Annotated in this window: 1 pseudogene; it reads left to right on the plus strand. The window is 35.0% G+C overall.

Annotation, left to right across the window (positions count from 1 at the left end):
- Positions 1-666, plus strand: a pseudogene (locus JWF52_RS19060) (DNA-directed RNA polymerase subunit beta'); the annotation flags it as partial.

Raw genomic sequence — 666 nt, forward strand, 5'->3', positions numbered from 1 at the left:
CCCAGTACTTCTTAACCGTGCTCCTACTCTTCATAGATTAGGTATACAAGCATTTGAACCAGTTTTAGTTGAAGGAAAAGCTATAAAGCTACATCCACTTGTATGTACAGCATACAATGCCGACTTCGATGGTGACCAAATGGCGGTACACGTACCTTTATCAGTAGAAGCACAAGCAGAAGCGAGATTCTTAATGTTATCAGTAAATAACATACTTGCTCCTAAAGATGGTACACCAATAACTACTCCTTCTCAGGATATGGTTTTAGGATGTTACTACTTAACAATAGAAGAACAAGATTATGCTCCAGGCCATGGTACAATATTTAAAGACTTTAACGAGTTATTACTTGCTTACCAAAACCAAGCAGTTCACTTACATTCTAAAGTTAAAATGAGAATAGTACTTCCTGATGGAAGAAAATCTCTAGTTGAAAGTACAGTTGGTAGATTTATATTCAACGAAAATGTACCTCAAGATTTAGGATTTGTAGATAGAAATGTAGATCCATTTGGATTAGAAATTGATTTCTTAGTTGACAAAAAGTCTCTTGGAAAAATAATAGATAAGTGCTTTAGAAAGCATGGAAATACAGAAACGGCTATATTACTAGACCACATCAAAGCGTTAGGATTTAAGTATTCTACAAGAGGTGGTATGACAGT

This window comes from Clostridium sp. CCUG 7971, assembly GCF_017590215.1.
Taxonomy (GTDB): Bacteria; Bacillota; Clostridia; order Peptostreptococcales; family Peptostreptococcaceae; genus Faecalimicrobium.